General features: G+C 72.0%; 1 protein-coding gene and 1 riboswitch. The gene reads right to left on the bottom strand.

All coding sequences use genetic code 11. The features are described from left to right. Positions 1–2,509: cobaltochelatase subunit CobN (locus G6026_RS14920; protein ID WP_182613636.1), on the bottom strand; the 2,509-nt coding region annotated here is incomplete at its 3' end. Beyond that, positions 2,500–2,692: riboswitch (cobalamin riboswitch) on the bottom strand. Its footprint overlaps the gene before it by 10 nt. Positions 2,693–2,700 lie beyond the last annotated feature (8 nt).

The following is a 2,700-nucleotide window of genomic DNA, read 5'->3' as shown; positions in this document are numbered from 1 at the left end:
CCTCCGGCACCGCCGCGGGGTCCCAGCCCCGCGCGTCCATGGCCTCGACCAGCGCCCGGGCCCGGGCCTCCACGCGGTCGACCTCCTGGGTCGGGGCGTCCTCGACCAGGCCGAGGGCGCGACGCAGACCGGGAACGGCACCGAATTCGCCGCCCCACACCTGCGAGGCCCGCAGGATGGCGAGCACCAGGTTCACCCGCGCCTCGCCGTCCGGCGCCTGACCCAGCACGTGCAGCCCGTCGCGGATCTGGACGTCCTTGATCTCGCACAGCCACCCGTCGACGTGGAGCAGGAAGTCGTCGAACTCCTCGTCACCGGGCTGCTGCTCCAGTCCCAGGTCCTCGTGCATGTGCGCGGACCGCATGAGTGTCCAGATCTGCGCGCGGATCGCCGGCAGCTTGGCCGGGTCCATGGAGGCGATGTTGCCGTACTCGTCCAGCAGCTGCTCGAGGCGGGCGATGTCGCCGTAGGCCTCGGCGCGCGCCATGGGCGGCACCAGGTGATCGACGATCGTGGCGTGGGCGCGGCGTTTGGCCTGGGCGCCCTCGCCGGGGTCGTTGACGAGGAACGGGTAGATCAGCGGTAGGTCCGCGATCGCCGCGTCGGTCGCGCACGCCGCCGACAGCGCGGCGTTCTTGCCCGGCAGCCATTCCAGCGACCCGTGCTTGCCGATGTGGACCAGCGCATGGGCGCCGAACCCCTTGGCGAGCCACCGGTAGGCGGCCAGATAGTGGTGGGAGGGCGCCAACTCGGGGTCGTGGTAGATCGCCACCGGGTTCTCGCCGAAGCCGCGGGGCGGCTGGATCAACAGGACGACGTTGCCGGCCGAGATCGTGGCCAGGACGATCTCGCCGGCGTCGTTGACGAACAACCGACCGGGGGCCTGCCCCCAGGCGTCCACCATCTCCGCGCGCAGCGACTCCGGCAGGTCCGCCGTCCACCGCAGGTAGTCGTCGGGGGAGATCCGCACGTGACTGTCGGTGAGCTGGGCGTTGGTCAGCCACTCCTCGTCCTGTCCGCCCGCGGCGATCAGGGCGTGGATCAGGGCGTCACCGGCGGCCGTGTCGTCGGCGTAGGTGCCCTCCGAGCCACTGTCGGCGACGTCGAGGAACCTGGCGACAGGCCCGTCCTCCGGACCCAGGTCGTAGCCCTCGTCGCGCATCCGGCGCAGCAGCCGGATGGTCGAGACCGGGGTGTCCAGGCCGACCGCGTTGCCGATCCGGGAGTGCTTGGTCGGGTAGGCCGAGAGCACCAGGGCGATCCGGCGGTCGGCCGCGGGGACGTGGCGCAGTCGCGCGTGTGACACCGCGATCCCCGCGACGCGCGCGCAGCGCTCGGGGTCGGCGACGTACCGGGGCAATCCGTCGGCGTCGATCTCCTTGAACGAGAACGGCGCGGTGATGATGCGGCCGTCGAACTCGGGGATCGCGATCTGGTTGGCCGAGTCCAGCGGGTTGACGCCGTCGTCGGAGGCCTCCCAGTCCTCCCGACTCCACGTGAGGCACAGTCCCTGGAGCACGGGGATGTCGAGCACGGCGATCCGTTCGACGTCCCACGTCTCGTCCTCGCCGCCCGCGCTCACCGCCCCGGGCGTGGTCCCGCCGGCCGCCAGCACCGTGACGATCAGCGCGTCGAGCGTCCCGAGCGCGTCGAACAACTCGTCGGGCGCCGAGCGCAGGGAACCGGCGAACACGGGCACGCCCACGGCCTGCCCGGTGGCGTCGATCGCGTCGGCCAGCGCGTGCGCGAATCCGGAGTTCCCGCTCACCTCGTGGGCGCGGTAGTAGAGCACTCCGACGCGGGGGAGGCCCCGCGACTGGTCCACCCCGGGGCCGCCCCGCGACTGGTCGATTTCGCTCGCGTTCTCCCAGGTCGCGTGTCGGGATTCGCCACGTTTGTGACCACTCGCCGGGGAATCGCCACCCGGCCGCGGCGGCATCCCCCACACGGGGACGCTCTCCGGGGGTTCGAACCCGGTGCCGGTGAGCAGCACGGTGTCCGAGAGGAAGGCGTGGAGCTGGGCGAGGTTCCGCTCCCCACCCTCGGCGAGATAGCGGTGCGCCTCGGCCGCGATGCCGATCGGCACCGTGGACAACTCCATCAGGTCGGCATCCGGGGCCTGCTCGCCGCCGAGGACCACCACCGGTCCGCCGGTGGCCATCACGGCCTCGAAGCCGGGCTCCCAGGACCTGCGCGACCCGAGGATCCGGACGACGATGAGGTCGGTGCCGGAGAGCAGGCCGGGCAGGTCCGTCTCCACGTCGATCCGGGACGGGTTGCCGAGCGTCCAGTCGGCCCGGGAGGCGCGAGCGGAGAGCAGGTCCGTGTCGGAGGTGGACAGCAGGGCGATACGGGGTGCCTGTGGTGCGGCGCCATCGGACGGTGCCGTGTTGTCAGATGGTGCCGTGGCCTCAGTACCCGTGGCCTCAGTAGATGGTGCCGTGGCGTCCTCAGGGGACGCCGAACGCCGGTCATGGCGCATGTTCTTCTCCAAACCCTCGTGGAACATGACGCCGTGGCCGGTCTCCTGGCTTTCGCATCGACGCCGTGCGACCGACCTTCCCGGGCCGTGGCCCAGTGGTCTCCGCCCCGCGTGGGACGGACGAGGGTCGCTCGACTCCGCGACTACAGTGGCGAGGGCCGCGCCGGCTTTCCCTCCGGCTTCCCGAGCACCACGGCACCGGCGAGCCTATCCGGCCC

It is taken from the genome of Dietzia sp. DQ11-38-2 (genome assembly GCF_014145055.1).
GTDB lineage: Bacteria > Actinomycetota > Actinomycetes > Mycobacteriales > Mycobacteriaceae > Dietzia.
This window is presented reverse-complemented; position numbering and strand designations above follow the sequence as displayed.